We start from the raw sequence: 15,374 nt of genomic DNA, 5'->3' as shown, positions 1-15,374 counted from the left end.
CCCCATGAACCAGTTACGTTCGCTTCCACGCCTGATCCGCAAACTGCAGGACGCGCTCGGAGATCATCTTTGTGTTGCCCTGGACGACCCTACAGTCGTCGAGATCATGCTTAATCCCGATGGCCGTCTCTATATCGAGCGACTTGGGCACGGCATCGCGCCGGCCGGCGAAATGAGCAGGGGCGCTGCCGAGATCGTCATAGGAAGCGTTGCGCACGTTCTCAATTCCGAGGCCGACGACGATAGACCGATCGTCTCTGGCGAAATCCCCATTGGAGGCCACCGGTTCGAGGGGCTTCTTCCGCCCATCGTATCCGCCCCGTGTTTCACGATCCGACGCCGCGCATCTCGGCTCATCCCATTGGGCGAATACGTGACCAACAAAGTCATGACGTCTCATCCGGCGTCGATCATCTGCAACGCGGTCCAGTCTCGTCTCAACATTGTCGTTTCGGGCGGTACCGGGTCAGGCAAGACCACGCTTGCGAACGCCGTGATTGCCCAGATCGTCGAAACGGCGCCCGACGATCGGGTTGTCATCCTGGAGGACACGGCCGAGATCCAATGCGCTGCGGCGAATGCCGTAGCGCTGCGTACCAGCGATAGCGTCGATATGGCAAGGCTGCTCAAGAGCACGATGCGGCTTAGACCCGATCGCATCATCGTCGGCGAGGTACGTGACGGCGCGGCTTTGACCCTTCTGAAAGCCTGGAACACGGGTCACCCCGGAGGGGTAACGACTATCCATTCCAACACGGCAAGCTCAGCCTTGCAGCGCCTCGAGCAACTGACGGCCGAAGTCAGCCAACAACCGATGCAAGCGGTCATCGGCGACGCCGTCGATCTCATCATCTCGATCGAGCGAACGGGGAAGGGGCGGCGCGTAAACGACATCCTGCACGTCGAGAGATCCAGTGCAGGCCAGTACCAGATCCAATCCTATGCAGCCGAAGGAGAAAGAGATGCTGCATAATCACCGGCGAAAAGTCGTCTTAGTTTCCGTCCTGTCGATCACCGCATTGGCGGCACCAGCATTCGCAAGCTCGGGTGGCGGTCTTCCCTGGGAAGCGCCTCTCCAGCAGATCCAGGAATCGATCACCGGACCGGTTGCCGGGTTCATCGCATTGGCGGCAGTCGCGATTGCCGGCGGCATGTTGATCTTCGGTGGCGAGCTCAACGATTTCGCGCGGCGTCTCATGTACGTCGTGCTTGTGGCCGGCATCCTGCTTGGGGCAACCCAGATCGTCGGGCTGTTTGGTGCAACAGGAGCATCCATTGGGTCCGCCTCACAAACAGCGCCAATTTTTCCGCCCGAGAGGGGAGGGGAGGCGGACCGTGGCTGATCCTGTTTCCAATCTGCAGCGCAATCGTATCCACCGGGCGCTGTCGCGGCCGAACCTGTTGATGGGCGCAGACCGAGAACTGGTGCTGATCACCGGGCTTGCGGCCATCATCCTGATCTTCGTCGTCCTGACCGTCTATTCGGCGCTGTTTGGGATCGCCGTGTGGATCGTTGTCGTGGCTGCTTTGCGGATGATGGCCAAGGCAGATCCGATGATCCGGCGCGTCTATATCCGCCACATCTCCTACAAGCCGACCTACCGGGCGACGTCCACCCCGTGGCGCAGATATTGAGGAGGCGCAAATGGTCGCACTTCGCACCTTCAGGCAAACGGGGCCATCCTTCTCCGATCTCGTTCCTTATGCCGGTCTCGTCGACAACGGCATCATCCTGCTCAAGGATGGTTCGTTGATGGCAGGCTGGTATTTCGCCGGCCCCGACTCGGAAAGTTCGACCGATGTCGAGCGAAACGAGGTCTCCCGTCAGATCAATGCCATCCTCTCCCGCCTCGGATCTGGTTGGATGATCCAAGTGGAGGCGGTGAGGGTTTCGACCGTCGATTATACGTTGGCCAGTGCATCCCACTTTCCCGATCCAGTCACTCGCGCCATCGACCTGGAACGCCGGGCTCATTTTGAACGAGAGCAGGGCCATTTCGAAAGCCGCCACGCCATCATACTGACCTATCGCCCGGCTGAGCAACGCCGGTCCAGCCTTAGCAAATACATCTACTCCGACGAGACGAGCCGGACGCAATCCTATGCGGATACTGTTCTGCTCGTTTTTCGCAATGCGATCCGGGAGATCGAGCAGTATCTCGCCAACACGATTTCCATCCGGCGGATGGCCACGCGAGAGACGCAAGAGCGCGGCGGCAGGAAGGTGGCGCGCTACGACGAACTGATGCAGTTCATCCGCTTCTGCATCACTGGTGACAATCACCCGGTCCGGTTACCGGATATTCCGATGTACCTGGACTGGGTCGCAACAGCCGAGCTGCAACATGGCGTCACGCCGACGGTCGAGAACCGGTTCCTTGGCGTTGTGGCCATTGACGGGCTGCCGGCCGAAAGTTGGCCCGGCATACTCAATAGTCTCGATCTGATGCCCATGACCTATCGCTGGTCATCCCGCTTCATGTTCCTCGATGCCGAGGAAGCGAAGGCACGCCTCGAGCGCACCCGCAAGAAGTGGCAGCAGAAGGTGCGGCCATTCTTTGATCAGCTGTTCCAGACCCAGAGCCGGTCTGTCGACCAGGACGCCATGACGATGGTCGCCGAAACGGAGGATGCGATTGCTGAAGCGTCATCCCAGCTGGTCGCCTACGGCTACTACACGCCAGTCGTGGTGCTGTTCGACGAGGATAGAGCACGACTGAAGGAGAAAGCCGAGGCTATCCGCCGCCTGATCCAGGCCGAGGGGTTTGGTGCACGGATCGAGACGCTCAACGCGACGGACGCCTATCTCGGGAGCCTTCCTGGCAACTGGTATTGCAACATTCGTGAGCCCCTGATCAACACTCGCAACCTTTCCGACCTCGTACCGCTGAACTCTGTCTGGTCGGGAAGCCCGAACGCGCCATGCCCGTTCTATCCCCCAGCATCGCCGCCCCTGATGCGGGTCGCGTCCGGCTCCACACCCTTCCGCCTGAACCTGCATGTCGACGACGTCGGCCATACTCTGGTGTTTGGCCCCACCGGGTCCGGCAAATCGACTTTGCTGGCGCTCATCGCCGCACAATTCCGCCGCTACGAAAACGCCCAAATCTTTGCCTTCGACAAGGGACAGTCGATGCTGCCGCTGACGCTTGCAGCCGGTGGCGATCACTATGATGTCGGCGGCGAGGAAGGGGAGGGGGCACGGCTGTCGTTTTGCCCGCTCTCAGATCTCACGACCGACGGAGATCGCGCCTGGGCGTCCGAATGGATCGAGACGCTTGTCGCTCTTCAGGGCGTCACCATCACCCCGGACCATCGCAATGCGATTTCCCGACAGATCGGGCTGATGGCAAGTGCGCCCGGTCGCTCGATGTCCGATTTCGTCAGCGGCGTTCAGCTTCGGGAAATCAAGGAGGCGCTCCGTCACTACACCGTCGACGGACCGATGGGCCAGTTGCTCGACGCTGAAACAGACGGACTATCGCTCGGATCGTTTCAGACATTCGAGATCGAGCACCTGATGAACATGGGCGAGCGCAATCTCGTGCCGGTGCTCACCTATCTGTTCCGCAGGATCGAAAAACGCCTCACCGGTCTACCGAGCCTGATCATTCTCGACGAGGCCTGGCTCATGCTTGACCATCCTGTGTTTCGGGACAAGATCAGGAATGGTTGAAGGTGCTCCGCAAGGCCAACTGCGCCGTCCTGTTGGCAACGCAATCCATCTCGGACGCCGAGCGCTCCGGCATCATCGACGTTCTCAAGGAGAGCTGCCCGACAAAAATCTGCTTGCCCAACGGTGCTGCCAGGGAACCGGGCACGCGGGAGTTCTACGAGCGGATCGGCTTCAACGAGCGGCAGATCGAGATTGTCGCCACCGCCATTCCCAAGCGGGAATATTACGTCGCCTCGCCGGAAGGTCGGCGCCTGTTCGACATGGCGCTCGGTCCGCTGACGCTGTCCTTCGTCGGCGCCACCGGCAAGGACGATCTGAAGCGTATCCGCTCTCTTCAATCCGAACACGGCCCTCAATGGCCGGCCCATTGGCTCCATACGAGAGGAATTCACGATGCCGCATCGCTTCTCAAGAAAAACTAAGCTGCTCATAGCGGTACTCTTTGCCACGGCAGCCACGCTGCCCGAGATTTCAGTCGCTGGCGGTGTTACCGGCGAAGCCACGGAATTCACACAGCTCGCCAATAATGCCGAGCTGATCAATCTGCTGGAAAAGTCCGGCGTTCAGGTCGAGAACCAGCTCACCCAGATCAGTCAGCTGGCCGAGCAGATCCAGAACCAGCTGAAAATCTACGACAACATGCTACAGAACACCGCGCAACTCCCCAGTCACATCTGGGGTCAGGTTGAGGGCGACCTGAAGAAGCTGCAAAGCGTCGTGTCGCAAGGAGAGGGGATCGCCTTTTCCATGGGCAATGCCGACGACGTGTTGAAGCAGCGTTTCAAGAGCTTCGCCGACCTGAAATCGAACCTGCCGAATGGCGAAACCTTCTCGTCAAGCTACCAGAGCTGGTCCGACACCAATCGCGACACGATTGCCGGAACGCTGAAGGCGGCCAACCTCACCGCAAAACAGTTCTCGAACGAGGAATCGACGATGGGCTCCCTGCGGTCGATGTCGGAGACCGCCGACGGGCAGATGAAAGCGTTGCAGGTCGGCCATCAGATCGCCGCGCAGCAGGTCGCGCAGATGCAGAAGCTGCGCGGCCTCGTCTCGCAGCAGATGACGATGATGGGGACCTGGTACCAATCAGAACAGACGGACAAGGATCTGGCGCAGGCACGGCGGGAGAGGTTCTTCGCACCCGCGGGGAGGGGCATCCCGGAAGGCCAGAAAATGGAGCCACGCTGGTGAGTAAATTCGCGATCATCGCACTGGTCGTGGGAGCCATTGGCATCACGTCAGCCGCCGCATTCTTGGCCGGTGAGGATGGGAGCCGTCCGCATCTTTCCTCCGACGAGCAGCGCCAAAAGACGAGGGACTTTTTTAAACCCGCCCCGAAGCGGGACCTGCGCAGCGGTCAGGAGATGCGTCCGCGATGGTAGGCAAGAGGAGTATATTCAGAGACACTTTTATCGCCAGTTGCTTGGTGCTGATTACCTGCTTCCCGGCGCTCGCCCAGCAAGGCAGCGTGCTCACAACACTGGAGAACCAGGTGGTCACCGCCGCACGCGGATGGGAGTCCACCGTAGCGGATGCCGCACGGTCGCTGTTCTGGATCCTTGCCGGGATTGAGATCGGCATCGCGGCCGTTTGGTTGGCGCTCCAGGCGGCGTCGCTCGATAGTTGGTTCGCTGAGCTCGTGCGCCGGATCATGTTCATCGGTCTATTTGCCTTCATTCTCGATCAGGGGCCGACATTCGCGAAAGCCATTGTCGACAGCCTATTTCAGCTGGGGGCCGAAGGCGGTTCCGCGTCTCCTGCAGCTATCTTCGATGCTGGGATCGAAGTTGCTTCGAAGATGTCCCAACAAGTACAATTCGGCCTGTTCGAAGACAATTCGCTGGCGGTCGCAGCCGTGTTCGCGATGGTCGTTGTGGTGATCGCGTTTTCACTTGTGGCCGCAATCTTCGTCGCGGTCATCGTCGAGATGTATGTCGGTCTGCTTGCTGGCATGATCATGCTGGGGCTTGGCGGCTCATCCTTCACGAAAGACTTTGCCGTTCGATACCTCGTCTACGCATTCTCCGTCGGTATGAAGATGATGGCGTTGGTTATGATCTCGCGTATCGGATCAGATGTGTTGATTGGCTTAGCGGAGGCTCCAACCGCAGAGGATCAACAATTCATAACAAGCCTGGCGATCGCGGGTATCTCCGTGGTTGTCTTCATTATCTCCATCTACGTGCCGAACATCATGCAAGGTGTCGTCCAGGGGGCCTCCGTCACCGGTGGCATGGAGGCAATCCGACATGGCGGGCAGGCGGCATCGTTTGCAGCCGGCGTCGGCGTCCTTGCCGCCGGCGGTGTGGCCGCTGGCGCTGCGGCAGCAAGTGCCGCAAGGGCAGCAGGATCCTCGGCAGCTGGCTCGGCGCTGAAGGGCATGGCATCCGGTATCGGTGCGGCTGGCCGAGCAGCAGGATCGGCCGCAAAGGAAAAGGCTATCGGCTCTCCTGGCGCTTATGCCGGGTCGATCATGGGTCTTGCCAACGCAAAACTCGATCAAGCCAGTGGTAGTGGCAACGGAAAAGCGCCCCCACCGCTTCGCGACGACAACAAACGACATTGAGGATCTGAGGAATGGCAGTGCGACACCCACCTGATAACCCGTACCTTGCCGCTCGGCAGGAATGGAACGAACGATACGGCTCCTATGTGAAGGCAGCGGCGGCATGGCGGATCGTGGGCATTGCCAGCCTCACCATGGCGGTAATCGGCTTTTCCTACGCACTCTATCAGAGTTCGCAGGTCAAATTGGTCCCGTACATCGTCGAAGTCGACAAGCTCGGCACGTCGGTGAGCTCGGGTTTTCCGCAGCAGATCGAATATGCCGATCCGCGGGTCGTACGCGCCACGCTTGGAAGCTTCGTGTCGAGCTTCCGGTCTGTAAGTCCGGATGCTGTTGTGCAGAAGCAGTACATCGATCGAACGTATGCCCTGCTGCGCACGGCGGATCCCTCGACGGAAAAAGTGAACGCCTGGTTTCGCGGGAATTCACCTTTTGAAAAGGCCAAAAACGCAACGGTGGCGATCGAGGTCAACAACATCGTCGCGCTGTCGAACCAATCCTATCAGATCGACTGGACGGAGTTCGAACGCGATCGCAAGGGCAAGGAAACCGGTCTGCGGCGGTTTCGTGGGATCGCGACGGTCACTCTGACCGCACCGCAGGATGAGAGCGTCATCCGCCTCAATCCGATCGGTCTCTATCTCCGCGACTTCGATTGGACTGCACAACTTTGAGGGGTCTGAAACGCCACATGAAAAACAAAAGCAAAATCTCTCACGCCGGCTGCCTTAGCCTATGCGCCATGCTCTCAATCGCCACAGGTTTATTCAGTGGAACAGCGGCCGCGCAAAGTATGACGTCAAACGAAGCCAAGGGCACCGTTATTTCCGGCAAATGGCGTGGGAGCACTGGTCTGGTGACAAAAGGCGCCGACGGGAAGGTGATCTTTCTGTTTGGCGAGATCCAGCCATCCGTCGTTTGCTCACCGTTGCAGGTTTGCGACATCGAACTGCAGGGTGGCGAGGTCGTGCGCGACGTACTCGTCGGCGACACCGTTCGATGGAAAGTAGAGCCGGCCACTTCAGGTGCCGCGGGTGGTCAGGCAATCCACTTGATCGTCAAACCATCCGAGCCGGGTCTCGTCACGTCCATGGTCGTCACGACCTCGCGCCGGACCTATCATATCCAGCTCAAATCACATCCGAACCAATACATGGCCCGGGTCGGATTTGAATATCCGGAGGATGTCTCGACCAAATTGGCCGACATCAACGCCCGCCTTGAGGCAAGCACCATCCCAGGGGCAGGCGTTCCAGTCGAAGGATTGAACTTCTCCTATTCGATCAGTGGTCGGGCGTCGTGGCGTCCGATGCGGGTCTATTCCGACGGACAGAAAACCTACATCCAGTTTCCACGTTCCATATCCGGTCAGGATGCTCCGGTTCTCTTTGTCGTGTCGGGCGGCCAAAACCGCGTCGTCAACTATCGCATGAAGAACGACATGATGGTGGTCGACTACAATGTCGACCGCGCTGTACTTGTCTCCGGCGTCGGCTGGCGAAAAGAGAAGATCACCATTCGCAGGGGAGGGTGATTATGCGAAGCCTGCTAGTCATTGCTGTTGCCGTATCGCTACTGTCCGGTTGCCAGACGGATACCGACGCGCTGACCACAAGCGCCACCCCACCCGGACTTTCAGCGGCCGCGTCCAGCGCCATTGCCGGCGACATGGTCAGCCGGTTTGCAGAACATGTGGGACAGGGTACCGGCACAATTGCTCTCAAAGCAGACGCCTCGGTTTTCGGGCAGGCACTCGCCGCGGCCCTGAAGGGCTGGGGCTATGCAGTGGTGACGGATCAAAAGACCGATGACAAAAAGACGGTCATCCATCTGGCCTATATGATCGATGATTTCGAGGAACAGACGCTCGCACGGCTTTCGACCGAAAAGGTAGAACTTACCCGGGCTTATAGCACGACGGCGGCCGGCGCCTCGCCTGCCAGTCCACTGTCCGTCATGCAGCGCGACCAGGGGAGGGGACAGTAATGGTGCAATCCTTGCAACTCGGCGGTACGCCCTCCCAGGATGAGCAACAAGGCGACATCCGCCGGCTAAACCGCCTGCCGATCATCATCGTCATCGTCCTCGCGGTCCTCTTCTTCGCGGTGATCATCTACGGGCTTTCGTCGCGCGGTCTGTATTTCCAGAGCGACACGGGCGTCGATGCGGCATCGAACAACCCGGCCTCGACCTATGCCGATCAACTAAAACGTGGTGTCACCGACGGGATCATTGGCGAACCGGCGCAAACCCAAGTGTTTCAGCCCACTCCAGCCATTCAGGATCCAGTTGATCGATCCGAGGAACGGCCAACAATCAACCCATCGGAACACGAAGAGACGGAAACCAGGCTTGAGCCAGAGAAGGAGTGGCTGGCACGGTTGGAGCGCGAACAGCGGGACCAGTACCTGCGTGAACAGCAACGCCAGAGGATGGCAAAATTGCAGGCGAGAAGTGCTGCGCTCGATTCACCTCTGACGGTGGATGTCCGCAATGCCAACGCCAATGACGCGGCAGGCGATGCGCCGTTGAATATACCCGGCCAAGAGGCTTCTCCTCGAAGCGCTTCAGATCTTTATTCCGCAGCGCTGCGGTCTGGCTTAGGAGGGCAGAATATCGATCCCAATGGTCAGATGAAGAAGGCGGATTTCTTCAATCAGGACATCAAGGACCTGGGCTATCTCCCAAACAGCGTGGTCCCGCAGCTCTCACCATACGAGCTAAAGCGCGGATCGGTCGTACCCGCCACGCTGATCACCGGCATCAATTCCGACCTTCCCGGGCGCATCACCGCTCAGGTGAGCCAACACGTGTTCGACAGTGCCACCGGTCACAGGCTTCTCATTCCCCAAGGTGCGAAACTTTTCGGCCGCTACGACTCCGACGTTTCGTTCGGTCAATCACGCGTCCTTGTCGTCTGGACGGATATCATTTTTCCGAACGGGTCGACGCTGCAGATCGGCGGCATGGCCGGAACCGACGCGCAAGGCTATGGTGGGTTCAAGGACAAGGTCGATCGGCACTATCTAAGAACGTTCGGATCGGCCGCGCTCCTCGCCATCATCGGAACCGGTATCGATATGGCCGTCCCGGAAAGCTCGACGCTGGCAACCCAGGACACGGCCTCTGACGCAGCGCGCCGGAACTTTGCCGAGACCTTCGGGCGCGTCGTCGAGCGTACAATCAACAAGAATCTGGATGTTCAGCCCACACTCGAAATCCGCCCCGGCTACAAATTCAACGTTCTCGTGGATCACGACATCATCTTCCCGCCCTATAAAGCGGGATGAGTTGCCCCTTCATATGTGGCAAAAAGACCGATCACGAAAAGTTTAGATCGGACGGGTCGCCATATATCGGCAGTTGCGTTCTGGTGTGCCTACTGACTTCTATTGCAAAATCAAATTGATAGTTTTGAACGCGTATTCATAAGCTATCGCTCTTAATCTCACCTTCGAACGGTTCCAAATCATAGCAGTTGCGCGACGAATTTGTGACAGCTATCGATTGTCATCGTACAGCCCCGCGGCGGATTTCTTTGTCGGCTCTATCGATACCAAATCGGTCACGAGAGGATGTTGAACGGAGATTTTCGCGAGAGCTATCGCGAACTGGAGCTCGCATCGAAAGGAACTCGGAATTGGATCGGTGGTTTGAAAAGCTGATTGACGCGTCTGCGATTGGATCGGACGAAACGTCCTTGAAAGCGGCGTTGAGCAATCTCGCCAAGGAACTTGGTTTTGATCGATATGCCTATTTCAACCTGCAGGCGGCCGAGAGCTTTGCCGTTTCCGACTATCCCCGAGAATGGCAGGAGCGATATTTCGCGAGATCCTATTCCCGTATTGATCCAGTCGTGACGACCGCAAAACGGTGCAAAGTGACCTTCTCCTGGGATAGTTCGGCTGCCGGACGTCGCCCGTCGAAGGAACTGAGACGGTTCTATTCGGAAGCCGCGGAATTCGGGATCCGCTCGGGCATTTCGATCCCCATCCGAACCGGTTTTGGGCATATGGCCATGTTGACTTTGGCAACCGCAGCACCCTCCTCTTCCGCCGAGGACATCGACCCAATCATAGCAGCCACGACCGTGGCGCAGTTGCATGCCCGGCTTATTCTGCGCCGGTCAGGTCTTACCAGTCAAATGCCGATCTACCTAAAGCCGGAGGAGCTCCTTTGCTTGCGGTGGGTTGCGGAAGGAAAAACGGCGAGAATGATAGCCCAGATTGAGGGCATATCGTTCGGCAATGTCCGATTTTTCATGGAGAACATGAAATCTGCATTGAGGGCTGTGTCTCTCCCGCAAGCAACTGCGATTGGGAAGGCACTGGGGCTAATTTAGCCGGTTGATCACGCCATCTGGCTGACGTGGCGTTCGGAATGCACCCACCGTTTGCGGCGGGTGCCGATCGTGTCCCGCCGAGTGGTGTAGCTGGGCGATAGCGAAGCCGCTCGCAAGCGCACCTTCCATAGTGCTGTAGGGAGCGGGCGGCGTAGCGGTGGTCACCAGTGTTTTCCGGTAGGGTCGGGTTGTTCAAGACCAACCTGAAGGACACCACTGATGACCGACGACATGATGAACCTGCGCTCACTCGTTGAGAAGAGCGCCGACGCCGATTTGCTGCGGGATATGATCGGCTTTGCTGCCGAGAAGCTGATGGCGCTGGAGGTCGGGACGAAGACCGGCGCGGGTTATGGCGAGAAGAGTGGCTTCCGACTGGCCCAGCGCAACGGTTATCGCGACCGGGACTGGGAGACGCGAGCGGGCACCGTCGAGTTGCGCATTCCGAAGCTTCGCACAGGCAGCTATTTCCCGAGCTTCCTTGAGCCGCGCCGGATGGCCGAGAAGGCTCTGACGGCGGTGATCCAGGAGGCCTATATCCAAGGCGTCTCGACCCGATCCGTCGATGACCTCGTCAAGGCCATGGGCATGTCGGGCATCTCCAAGAGCCAGGTATCCCGGCTCTGCGAGGAGATCGACGATAAGGTGAAGGCCTTCCTCGACAGGCCTATCGAAGGGGAATGGCCCTATCTGTGGATCGATGCCACCTATCTGAAGGTCCGGCGCGGTGGCCGGATCGTCTCCGTCGCCGTCATCATTGCGGTGGGCGTCAACACCGACGGCCGACGCGAAGTGCTCGGTATGGAGATCGGCACATCCGAGGCCGAAGCGATCTGGACTGAGTTTCTTCGAAAGCTGACCAGACGGGGCCTGCGCGGCGTCAAGCTTGCTGTCTCCGATGCGCATGAGGGGATCAAGGCGGCCGTGTCGAAGGTGCTCTCCGCTACCTGGCAGCGCTGCAGGGTCCACTTCATGCGCAATGCCTTGGCCCATGCCGGAAAGAGCGGACGGCGCGTCGTCTCCGCCTTCATCGCCACCGCCTTTGCCCAGGACACCCCAGAGGCTGCAAGCACCCAATGGCGTAATGTCGCCGACCAGATCAGGCCCAAGGTGCCGAAACTCGCCACGCTGATGGATAATGCCGAACAGGATGTGCTCGCCTACATGACCTTTCCCAAAACGCACTGGACCAAGCTTCATTCGACCAACCCGATCGAACGCCTCAACGGCGAGATCAAGCGTCGCACAGAGGTCGTCGGTATCTTCCCAAACGACGAGGCTATCGTCCGCCTCGTCGGCGCGTTGCTCCTCGAACAGAACGATGAATGGGCTGTGCAACGTTCCCGCTACATGACGCTTGAGACCATCGCCACAATGAGCGATGATCCTCTCATCAGCCTGCCAGCGGCAAGCTGACCCATTCCCGGCTCTGTCCGGAAGGCACGGCGACTGCCGAAGCTACACCACCTCCTGGGACACGATCCGGGTGCCCGGCGATTGAAAGAAAGAACTTTATGCACCGGGCTTGCAACACACGACATCGGCCGCAAGATGAACCTAATTCGAGGGCTGCTGAGGCGGAACTTCAGGTACGTAGCCCAGAACATCCAGAAGCGTGGACAATGCAGTTTGGTGCGCATGCATTGCGATCATCGCCGCAATATACCCACGCTCGGCGAAACGGATTTCCTCGGGTCGCGACTGCGCACTTTGAACATTTTCCAGAACTCGATGTGCCTGCGAAGCCTCGTCACGAAGGATTCGATGTTTTAAAATCGCATCGATCGTAACGTCTCTCAATTGAGACGGATCAAGTCCTTCGACAAGGCCTAGCACCGGTCGCAACACGATTTTACTTTCGCTGATCCTGGCGTTTGTATTCTTATCAGTCATCGTGCTCACATAGCGAAGAGTGCCTACGGTTCGCCCCGCAAAGGAGTGCGTACTGCTCCTATAGCGATGATGAGGCATGGATTCCACGAAAGATAACCCCAATTTCACCGATTTAGGGTCTTTCTCGGCGGAAAAGGGTTGGAAATAGATCAAACGCAGGCAATCCGACTACGGTGACCACGGCCTACGCGGCGGCGCCAGCCAGAGGCGTCGTGAATTTGAGCCGACCGTTGCTTGCTGGTGGCTAGTCGAAAAGTTCGTTTACCGGTCGGTGCGGCGGTCGGCACAGGGCAAAAGCTTTTGATTGTCGCAGACGCTCGATCGAATAAATTGCTCGGAAAAACAGCTGAGAAGATGCAAATGCCCGTTGACTCTTGGAGAAAATATTACCGCTTTATCGATGCCGTCGGCGTCGTTGCGACGGAACGGCATTTTAGGCGTTCACTTCAAACCCTCGCACATGGTCTAGGGTTCGAATTATATGCCTACATAAACATAAGATCCAAAAGCGGATTCGCCATTTCGAACTATCCGAAAGAATGGCAGGATCGATATTTCCGGAAACTCTACCAGCGGGTCGACCCCGTCATCGAAAGCGCGGGGCGAAAGATGGCCCCGTTTGAATGGTCTCTGGGCGATCGGCAATTTCAGCAAGGGAAACGGCGCTTATTTTCCAACGAAGCACATGAGTTTGGAATACGCTCAGGGGTAACGATCCCAATTCCGGCAGGTTACGGCCATAAGGCGATGCTCACCTTCGCATCAGGCAGGTCGACGGCTGACGCCCACTCGCGGCTGGATCCGCTGCCCGCCATAACTGTTGCATCCTTGGCCCATGCCTATGTCACTGTCCGTCGCTCCCGACCGAGCGTCACGAGTGTCATCAGACTGGCTCCGCAAGAAGCGATCTGCCTTCGGTGGGCGGCCGAAGGGAAATCGATGCATGAGGCAGCGGCACTGCTCGACATCAAATACAGCTCGGCACGCTCTTATCTCGATAAAGCGCGGGAAAAACTTGGGGCCGTCACCCTCATCCAGGCCGTCGCAACAGCGACGCGGCTTAACCTGATCTAACGTCTCGGTGAGGGCAAGTGAGCTCGGGCTACAGGAGAACGTCCGAGCTCCCGTTGAATAAGCCCCGACATTCACCGCACAATTGCGAACACCATCCACCCCGCAGCCGCTTGATTCCATCTTGACGCGCACTGTACCGTCTGGACTTGATTAGATTGCCGTGACCGCCGGAAATACCATCGGGGGTGACGGCCGCGACAACCCATCAGCATTTCAGTCGTAGGGGCGAGGACTACCATGGTGCGACCACTGATCCTTATCGGCTCGACGGATTCGGACTATTTTCTCCTTCTCGAACATATATTGGAGGCCGCCGGGTTCGACACGGTTTTTGGCAAAAGCGTCGAGGAGATCGTTCATCTTGGCGCGGAATGCAATCCGCATACAATACTGCTGGACTCCTGGAGCGGCTCGTTGTCCGCATCCACCGCCTGCGTCGAGTTGAAGAACGATCCGCGCACGGCAGGGATCTCCACGATTGCCTTGATAGGGCCGGGTGCTGAAAATCAGTACGTCGATTTGCTCAAGGCCGGTATCGACGAGAGTTTCGTCAGGCCCGTCGCTCCGTCGAAGCTGCTTGAATTCCTGAGGACTCGCACACGACAAAATGGCCGGTTTTTCACGAAAATGAATGCCGACGGGGCGCTTTTCTACGCCGGGATCGAGCTGAATCTTGAGACACACCGTGTGAAACGGAATGGCGTCGACATTCATCTGGGTTCGATTGAATTCAAGCTGCTGCGGCATTTGATGCGCAATCACGAGCGGGTCTGCGGGCGAGGGGACCTCATCGCCAACGCTTGGCCACCGAACATTCACGTGGAGCCGCGAACGGTGAATGTGCACATCGGGCGGCTGCGCAAGGCGCTGAGTTTGGAAGGGGCGCCGGATCTGATCCGAACGGTGCGATCGGCGGGATATGCCCTGGACGGAGATTCGGTCATCAGAACTCCCGCAGATTCCAACGAGATCTCGACGTAGGCCATCATTGCGGCATCGGCCAACAGGAGCGAACGAAATGGACACCGTGCTTCAGGACGGATGTGTGATCACCGGCGATGGAACGACGTTGGTGTCGCGGGCCGATGTGCTTGTGAGCGGCGGCCAGATACTGGATATCGACGCGTCTTGTGCCCTCCACAGACGTCGGGACGGCAGCGCAGATATCATCGACGCCGCAGGATGCACGATCATGCCGGGGATCATCAATGCGCACGCCCATGGCTGCATCCATGGACCATCCATGCCGAGCGGCTCTATCGGATTGAAGAGCTGTGATATCGAATACAATCGCAATCGCCATCTCCTCCAGGGGACCACCACGTTACTCAACGTCTGTGGTCTCGCTTTTCCCAGTGAGATCGACGATCGGCAGGGGAGGGGTCATCCGATGGACATCCACGTGTCCACGGCACACACAGGAAGCAACATCCAGGCTGCCCTTGCCGTCGATGGCGCCGGACTGTCTACGCGACACCTCCAGGCCACGATAGACGAATTGCTGTCGCAGGGTGCAAAGGCCCTCGGGGAAGTCGGTGGCGGCCAGACGCTCGGTGGCGGAGCGCAGGAATACAAGTTTATTCCAGACGCGATCAAACGCCAGACCGGCATCGTGGTCGTTCCGGCCGTGGCGCGGCGCCTGAAAAATGCGGTCCTTGGACGGCATCTCGATCCAAGGTACGGGATATCGGGCGAAGAGCTAGGAGGCCGTCCACGATTTCGTTCGGAAGGGGTGGACGTTCAGGCTTTGATTTGATTCACTCCATTCATGAGCAAGAGTTTTCTCCCTTGGAATGTTGAGCAGGTATCGCTGTTTCCAG

Annotated in this window: 16 protein-coding genes and 1 pseudogene; 16 read left to right on the top strand and 1 reads right to left on the bottom strand. The window is 58.4% G+C overall.

Annotated features, from left to right (window positions below):
• Nucleotides 1–4 precede the first annotated feature (4 nt).
• From trbB to R6X40_RS30195, 13 genes and pseudogenes are all read left to right on the top strand, one after another.
• Nucleotides 5–973: a P-type conjugative transfer ATPase TrbB gene (gene trbB / locus R6X40_RS30250; RefSeq protein ID WP_318418760.1), complete on the top strand. Its 969-nt coding sequence runs from the start codon at nucleotides 5–7 to the stop codon at nucleotides 971–973.
• Nucleotides 963–1,343 carry a TrbC/VirB2 family protein gene (locus tag R6X40_RS30245; protein WP_318418759.1) on the top strand — a complete coding sequence of 127 codons (381 nt, stop codon included), beginning with the start codon at nucleotides 963–965 and terminating at the stop codon, nucleotides 1,341–1,343. Before trbB ends, R6X40_RS30245 begins: the two co-directional genes overlap by 11 nt.
• Nucleotides 1,336–1,635 carry a conjugal transfer protein TrbD gene (locus R6X40_RS30240; RefSeq protein ID WP_318418757.1) on the top strand — a complete coding sequence of 100 codons (300 nt, stop codon included), beginning with the start codon at nucleotides 1,336–1,338 and terminating at the stop codon, nucleotides 1,633–1,635. The genes R6X40_RS30245 and R6X40_RS30240 overlap by 8 nt, the downstream gene beginning before the upstream one ends.
• Nucleotides 1,636–1,645: 10 nt before the next feature.
• Nucleotides 1,646–4,098 (top strand): annotated as a pseudogene (locus R6X40_RS30235) (conjugal transfer protein TrbE).
• Nucleotides 4,070–4,870 carry a P-type conjugative transfer protein TrbJ gene (trbJ, locus tag R6X40_RS30230; RefSeq protein ID WP_318418755.1) on the top strand — a complete coding sequence of 267 codons (801 nt, stop codon included), beginning with the start codon at nucleotides 4,070–4,072 and terminating at the stop codon, nucleotides 4,868–4,870. The pseudogene R6X40_RS30235 and the gene trbJ overlap by 29 nt, the downstream one beginning before the upstream one ends.
• Nucleotides 4,867–5,061, top strand: coding sequence for an entry exclusion protein TrbK (gene trbK / locus R6X40_RS31715; protein ID WP_412178496.1), 195 nt, complete (start codon nucleotides 4,867–4,869; stop codon nucleotides 5,059–5,061). Before trbJ ends, trbK begins: the two co-directional genes overlap by 4 nt.
• Nucleotides 5,055–6,245, top strand: a complete 1,191-nt coding sequence (gene trbL, locus R6X40_RS30225; RefSeq protein WP_318418753.1) for a P-type conjugative transfer protein TrbL — start codon at nucleotides 5,055–5,057, stop codon at nucleotides 6,243–6,245. Before trbK ends, trbL begins: the two co-directional genes overlap by 7 nt.
• A gap of 11 nt (nucleotides 6,246–6,256) precedes the next feature.
• Nucleotides 6,257–6,919 carry a conjugal transfer protein TrbF gene (locus R6X40_RS30220; protein ID WP_318418751.1) on the top strand — a complete coding sequence of 221 codons (663 nt, stop codon included), beginning with the start codon at nucleotides 6,257–6,259 and terminating at the stop codon, nucleotides 6,917–6,919.
• A gap of 68 nt (nucleotides 6,920–6,987) precedes the next feature.
• Nucleotides 6,988–7,779, top strand: a complete 792-nt coding sequence (gene trbG / locus R6X40_RS30215; protein ID WP_318418879.1) for a P-type conjugative transfer protein TrbG — start codon at nucleotides 6,988–6,990, stop codon at nucleotides 7,777–7,779.
• A 2-nt stretch (nucleotides 7,780–7,781) separates the two neighbouring features.
• The gene (gene trbH, locus R6X40_RS30210; protein WP_318418749.1) at nucleotides 7,782–8,231 is read left to right on the top strand and encodes a conjugal transfer protein TrbH; all 450 of its coding nucleotides are present in this window, start codon (nucleotides 7,782–7,784) and stop codon (nucleotides 8,229–8,231) included.
• A complete protein-coding gene (gene trbI, locus R6X40_RS30205) occupies nucleotides 8,231–9,535 on the top strand; it encodes an IncP-type conjugal transfer protein TrbI (protein ID WP_318418748.1) in 1,305 nt (434 codons plus the stop codon). Before trbH ends, trbI begins: the two co-directional genes overlap by 1 nt.
• 410 nt (nucleotides 9,536–9,945) lie before the next feature.
• The gene (locus R6X40_RS30200; protein ID WP_318418746.1) at nucleotides 9,946–10,587 is read left to right on the top strand and encodes an autoinducer binding domain-containing protein; all 642 of its coding nucleotides are present in this window, start codon (nucleotides 9,946–9,948) and stop codon (nucleotides 10,585–10,587) included.
• 219 nt (nucleotides 10,588–10,806) lie between these two features.
• A complete protein-coding gene (locus R6X40_RS30195; protein WP_318418744.1) occupies nucleotides 10,807–12,003 on the top strand; it encodes an IS256 family transposase in 1,197 nt (398 codons plus the stop codon).
• Nucleotides 12,004–12,144: 141 nt separating this feature from the next.
• Here the strand turns inward: R6X40_RS30195 and R6X40_RS30190 are convergent, their stop codons facing one another.
• Nucleotides 12,145–12,480, bottom strand: coding sequence for a transcriptional repressor TraM (locus R6X40_RS30190; protein ID WP_318418743.1), 336 nt, complete (start codon nucleotides 12,478–12,480; stop codon nucleotides 12,145–12,147).
• A gap of 240 nt (nucleotides 12,481–12,720) precedes the next feature.
• Between R6X40_RS30190 and R6X40_RS30185 the strand changes: the two genes are divergently transcribed.
• The 3 genes from R6X40_RS30185 to R6X40_RS30175 all read left to right on the top strand — a co-directional run bounded on the left by R6X40_RS30185 (nucleotide 12,721) and on the right by R6X40_RS30175 (nucleotide 15,310).
• Nucleotides 12,721–13,554, top strand: coding sequence for an autoinducer binding domain-containing protein (locus R6X40_RS30185; RefSeq protein ID WP_318418877.1), 834 nt, complete (start codon nucleotides 12,721–12,723; stop codon nucleotides 13,552–13,554).
• 237 nt (nucleotides 13,555–13,791) lie between these two features.
• Nucleotides 13,792–14,535: a response regulator transcription factor gene (locus R6X40_RS30180; RefSeq protein ID WP_318418741.1), complete on the top strand. Its 744-nt coding sequence runs from the start codon at nucleotides 13,792–13,794 to the stop codon at nucleotides 14,533–14,535.
• Nucleotides 14,536–14,572: 37 nt separating this feature from the next.
• Nucleotides 14,573–15,310 (top strand): hypothetical protein, encoded by a 738-nt coding sequence (locus R6X40_RS30175; protein WP_318418739.1) that lies wholly within the window; start codon nucleotides 14,573–14,575, stop codon nucleotides 15,308–15,310.
• Nucleotides 15,311–15,374: the final 64 nt, after the last annotated feature.

The sequence above is a fragment of the Rhizobium sp. PL01 genome, from assembly GCF_033447125.1.
Taxonomy (GTDB): Bacteria; Pseudomonadota; Alphaproteobacteria; order Rhizobiales; family Rhizobiaceae; genus Pararhizobium.
The sequence above is the reverse complement of the archived record's forward strand: the minus strand, read 5'-3'. Positions and strand labels throughout refer to the sequence as shown.